The organism is Hydrotalea lipotrueae, from assembly GCF_019249625.1.
In the GTDB taxonomy this organism is placed as follows: Bacteria; Bacteroidota; Bacteroidia; order Chitinophagales; family Chitinophagaceae; genus Hydrotalea; species Hydrotalea flava.
Genome location: NZ_JAESDL010000054.1, coordinates 1 through 4,819, shown reverse-complemented (window position 1 = coordinate 4,819; position 4,819 = coordinate 1). Strand labels below are relative to the sequence as shown.

At 37.1% G+C, this 4,819-nt stretch carries 5 protein-coding genes; 1 reads left to right on the top strand and 4 read right to left on the bottom strand.

The genetic code is table 11. The annotated features are described in order from the left end of the window. Positions 1-88: 88 nt before the first annotated feature. Positions 89-622 carry a hypothetical protein gene (locus JK139_RS15300; protein WP_218332144.1) on the bottom strand — a complete coding sequence of 178 codons (534 nt, stop codon included), beginning with the start codon at positions 620-622 and terminating at the stop codon, positions 89-91. A 653-nt stretch (positions 623-1,275) separates the two neighbouring features. Here JK139_RS15300 and JK139_RS15295 point away from each other — a divergent pair. Continuing rightward, positions 1,276-2,469 (top strand): carbamoyl phosphate synthase preATP-grasp domain-containing protein, encoded by a 1,194-nt coding sequence (locus JK139_RS15295; RefSeq protein ID WP_218332142.1) that lies wholly within the window; start codon positions 1,276-1,278, stop codon positions 2,467-2,469. A gap of 92 nt (positions 2,470-2,561) precedes the next feature. Here the strand turns inward: JK139_RS15295 and JK139_RS15290 are convergent, their stop codons facing one another. Genes JK139_RS15290 through JK139_RS15280 form a run of 3 tightly spaced genes read right to left on the bottom strand, consistent with a single transcriptional unit; the run spans position 2,562 to position 4,662 of the window. After that, positions 2,562-3,239: a response regulator transcription factor gene (locus tag JK139_RS15290; RefSeq protein WP_074420189.1), complete on the bottom strand. Its 678-nt coding sequence runs from the start codon at positions 3,237-3,239 to the stop codon at positions 2,562-2,564. Continuing rightward, positions 3,236-4,078 (bottom strand): sensor histidine kinase, encoded by an 843-nt coding sequence (locus tag JK139_RS15285; RefSeq protein ID WP_218332139.1) that lies wholly within the window; start codon positions 4,076-4,078, stop codon positions 3,236-3,238. The genes JK139_RS15290 and JK139_RS15285 overlap by 4 nt, the downstream gene beginning before the upstream one ends. After that, entirely contained in the window at positions 4,024-4,662 is a 639-nt protein-coding gene (locus tag JK139_RS15280) for a hypothetical protein (protein WP_218332137.1), read from the bottom strand. Before JK139_RS15280 ends, JK139_RS15285 begins: the two co-directional genes overlap by 55 nt. Positions 4,663-4,819 lie beyond the last annotated feature (157 nt).

Sequence of the window (4,819 nt, the reverse complement as noted above, 5' to 3'; positions counted from 1 at the left end):
AGGTTGTTCGCGAAGCCCGCAAAGTTTTTTTGGGAGTATGATTTCTTTGTGCTCTTTGCAAGAAAAAATAAGTTGCATGCAAAGCACGCTAAGGTTGTTCGCGAAGCCCGCAAAGTTTTTTTGGGAGTATGATTTCTTTGTGCTCTTTGCAAGAAAAAATAAGTTGCACGCGAAGCACGCTAAGATTGTTCGCGAAGCCCGCAAAGTTTTTTTGGGAGTATGATTTCTTTGTGCTCATTGCGAGAAAAAATAAGTTGCCCGCAAAGCACACTAAGGTTGTTCGCGAAGCCCGCAAGGTTTTTTTTGGTATCATTTCTTTGTGCTCTTTGCAAGAAAAAATAAGTTGCACGCGAAGCACGCTAAGATTGTTCGCGAAGCCCGCAAAGTTTTTTTGGGAGTATGATTTCTTTGTGCTCATTGCGAGAAAAAATAAGTTGCCCGCAAAGCACACTAAGGTTGTTCGCGAAGCCCGCAAGGTTTTTTTTGGTATCATTTCTTTGTGCTCTTTGCGAGAAAAAATATGTTTCACGCAAAGCACGCTAAGATTGTTCGCGAAGCCCGTAAAGTTTTTATTGGTATCATTTCTTTGTGCTCTTTGCGAGAAAAAATAAGTTTCACGCAAAGCACGCTAAGGTTGTTCTCGATGCCCGTAAAGTTTTTATTGGTATCATTTCTTTGTGCTCTTTGCGAGAAAGAGAAAAAATAAGTTGCATGCAAAGCACGCTAAGGTTGTTCGCGAAGCCCGCAAAGGTTTTTTTGGTATCATTTCTTTGTGCTCATTGCGAGAAAAAATAAGTTGCCCGCAAAGCACGCTAAGGTTGTTCTCGAAGCCCGTAAGGTTTTTTTTGGTATCATTTCTTTGCGCTCTTTGCGAGAAAAAATAAGTTGCCCGCAAAGCACACTAAGGTTGTTCGCGAAGCCCGCAAGGTTTTTTTGGAAGTATGATTTCTTTGTGCTCTTTGCGAGAAAAAATATGTTTCACGCAAAGCACGCTAAGATTGTTCTCGAAGCCCGCAAGGTTTTTTTTGGTATCATTTCTTTGCGCTCTTTGCGAGAAAAAATAAGTTGCACGCAAAGCACGCTAAGATTGTTCGCGAAGCCAGCAAAGGTTTTTTTGGTATCATTTCTTTGCGAGAAAAAATTTACTTAAAAGGCATATCGCCCAAAACTTTCCAATCTGTGTTTTGTATGCTTCATTTTTCTATTTTCATATTTCATTCAAAAAAATATGCTCAAAAAAATGAGAGGTTGTTACATTTGCACAATTTCATACTCATGAGCAATAACCTTCTTCACAACGAATCCATCCCATCTGCACGAAAAAAAATCATTGTTTTAGGAAGCGGCCCCAACAGAATTGGCCAGGGTATTGAATTCGATTACTGCTGTGTGCACGGCTTATTAGCCATTAAAGAATGTGGATATGAAGCCATTATGGTAAACTGTAATCCTGAAACCGTATCTACCGATTTTGATATGGCCGATAAATTGTATTTTGAACCAGTGTTTTGGGAACATTTGTGGGAAATTATTGAATTAGAGCAACCAGAAGGGGTTATTGTGCAATTGGGCGGACAAACCGCATTGAAATTATCGAAACGCTTATATGAAAAAGGGATTAAAATCATTGGCACCTCATTCGATGATATGGATATTGCCGAAGACCGCGGCCGTTTTAGCGATTTGTTGAAACAATTGGATATTCCTTATCCTGAATATGGCACCGCTTTTACTGCCGATGAAGCTATTGAAGTGGCCAACAGAGTGGGCTATCCTGTTTTGGTAAGGCCGAGTTATGTTTTAGGCGGACAAAGAATGCGGATTGTAATTAATGATGAGGAAGTTGAAAAAGCAGTAGTGAGCCTTTTAAAACATATTCCGGATAATAAAATATTAATTGACCATTTTTTAGACCGTTGCCAGGAAGCAGAAGTAGATGCCATTTTTGATGGCGAAAACTTTCATGTAATGGGTGTGATGGAACATATAGAGCCGGCAGGTATTCACAGTGGCGATAGCAATGCCGTGTTGCCCGCATTTAACCTAAGCCCTTTGTTGGTGGAAACTATGGAGTATTACAGCGAGAAAATTGCACGTGCTTTAAATATAAAAGGGTTGATTAATATACAATTTGCCATTAAAGGCAATACGGTGTATGTGATTGAAGCCAATCCCCGAGCCAGCCGTACCACACCATTTATTGCAAAAGCCCATCAGGTGCCTTATTTAAACATAGCTACCAAAGTAATGCTGGGTGCTGCAAAATTGACCGATTTTGTGATTGAAAAGAAATTAGACGGCTATGCCATTAAAGAACCGGTATTCAGTTTCGATAAGTTCCCCGGTGTAAGTAAAGAGCTGGGTCCTGAAATGAAAAGCACCGGCGAAGCCATCCGGTTTATTAAAGATTTACGTGACCCTTACTTCAGAACCCTGTACAAGGAAAGAAGTATGAATTTGAGTAAATAATAGGGAAGAAACTTCTTGGAACTTAAACCGGTGGCTCCGTTATTGAATTATAACATTGGGTAGTGCATAACTGAGCAATGGTTTCAAATGAATTACAACTGATTAATATCTACCAGTTTATTTCTTAATGCATAAATGGCCAGGCCCATGCGGCTGTGTACATTCAGCTTTTCAAAAAGGGCATTGCGGTAATCATCTAAAGTTCGGGGACTGATGAATAAACGTTCGGCAATATCTTTATAGGTTAATTCGGTACAAATTAAACGTAAAAAATCTTTTTCTTTTTCGGTGAGTGTTTCGGGTTCAGAGGCTTTCTGGGCGCCACTTTGCAAACCACTGATTACTTTACCGGAAATGGTATCAGATAAATAAAAATCTTTGTCCAACACTGAATCTAAAGCGCCATTCAATTCTTCCGGTTCTACATTCTTCATTAAAAACCCTTTGGCTCCTAATTTTATCATTTGAATAATATTGGTATCATCGCTTTCCATTGAAAGCGCCAATATTTTAATGTGCGGATGGTGTTTGGTTAACCAACGGGCCGTTTCATAACCATCCATTTCAGGCATATTAATATCTAACAGCACAATATCGGGCAATACCTGTTTACTTAATTTTTCAATAAATTCTTTACCATTACTGGCTTCAAAAGCAACGGTATAATTTTCGTAACTGCAAATTAAACGGGCTAAAGCACTGCGTAATAAAACATGATCGTCAACTACTGCTACTTTATAGGATGGTATATTATTGGCATTGCCAATCATAAGTCAGCGTTTTGTTGTAAAATATGGGTGGTTGATAGCGGTAAAATTATTTTAATTTCAGTTCCGTACTCTAAGATACTGCTAATTTCTATTTCTGCATTAATCATTTTTGCCCGGTTATATAAATTGCTTAACCCAAGCCCGGAGTTTTTAGATGCTTCTTCCATTTTTTCTTTTATACTAAAGCCCACGCCATTATCTTTAATACTCAAAACAAATTTATTTTCTTCCGGATAATACATACAAATATCAATAGCAGTAGCATGCGCATGTTTAATAATATTACTGAGTGCTTCCTGAAACATGCGGAATAAAAATATATTGGTTTCTTCATTAAATTTTACCTGAAAATTACTGGTAGGGTATTCAAATTTTACCTGGTATTTGCCACTTTCTCTTAAACGGTCTACTTCATTTGAAATGGAGAATTCCAGATTAATTTTTTCTGCTTTTTCGGTATGCAGGGTTTTAGTGAGGCGCGATATATCGGCAATTACAAACTTCAAACTATTGGCAGAGCTTATCAGCATTTCTTTAGCCTCAGGTTTTTGAAGCATAATGCGGGCAGTACTTACCGTTAATTTAATAACCTGTAATTGCTGGCCAATGCTATCGTGCAGTTCCTGCGCAATATTGGTCATGGTACGTTCCTGCACCAAAATTCTTTCCCTTAAAATTTGCTGTTCGTGCCTTTGTTTCAACAAGGTCATTTCCCGTAAAAAATTATGCTGGCGCCGTTGGTACAACAATACCATGCCCACAATGAAACCTACCAGACTAAAACCTAGTACGGTTCCAAGTACAATGATAGAGGTGATTTCGTTACCTTGAATCGGCATAAGAATGCAATACTAAACATTGTATACAATATAATATTCAAAATCTGAATGAAAAGATTAAAATTTTTTAATAAAGTATGTGGTAAACTCATCACATAATTCACAAAACCATACATAGGGAAGCTCACCGCATAATAAAATAATAAACCACTGCAAATCCAGAAGTCCGGCATACGCACCAGGGTAACCGGTGTGGGGCGGAACAAAATTTCAAAAAAATAATACACTGCACAAAATACTACTACCAAACAACCGGCTGCATAGGTAATGGTATGAAATACCATGATGCCCTGGATAAAGAAAATATTGATAAATGCCGCAAGGCCATACACTATGATGATATATATAAATATTTTTTTTGCTATTGGACGGTGAATGAATTGGCGAATGGTGTATATATAAAATAGGAATTCAAAAGTGGTAAAAATATTATATAATGGGATGGTAGAAATAACTTTTGAACTGAGGTAGGCTCCTGTAATTTCAATAATAAATGTAACCAATAAAAAAATAGCAAATGAGAATAATTTATTAGGCTTAGATTCTTTAATATGGTATATTAAAGATGTAAGCCAACTAGTCATTAAAATTGATAACGCAATAAAATTCATAAATGAAAATAAAAAAAAGAATCAATTATTTGATTCTTTTGAATAAAATTTTATTTTAGGATTAGGTAGAACATTTACAAATAAGAGATAGGGGGGTGAAATAACTAAATAAATTAGTAAATTGAGGTCT

Bases quoted from the DNA above. Each gene is read 5' to 3' on its own strand.
- JK139_RS15295 (WP_218332142.1), top strand. From the start codon at position 1,276: ATGAGCAATAACCTTCTTCACAACGAATCCATCCCATCTGCACGAAAA.
- JK139_RS15290 (WP_074420189.1), bottom strand. From the start codon at position 3,239: ATGATTGGCAATGCCAATAATATACCATCCTATAAAGTAGCAGTAGTT.
- JK139_RS15285 (WP_218332139.1), bottom strand. From the start codon at position 4,078: ATGCCGATTCAAGGTAACGAAATCACCTCTATCATTGTACTTGGAACC.
- JK139_RS15280 (WP_218332137.1), bottom strand. From the start codon at position 4,662: ATGACTAGTTGGCTTACATCTTTAATATACCATATTAAAGAATCTAAG.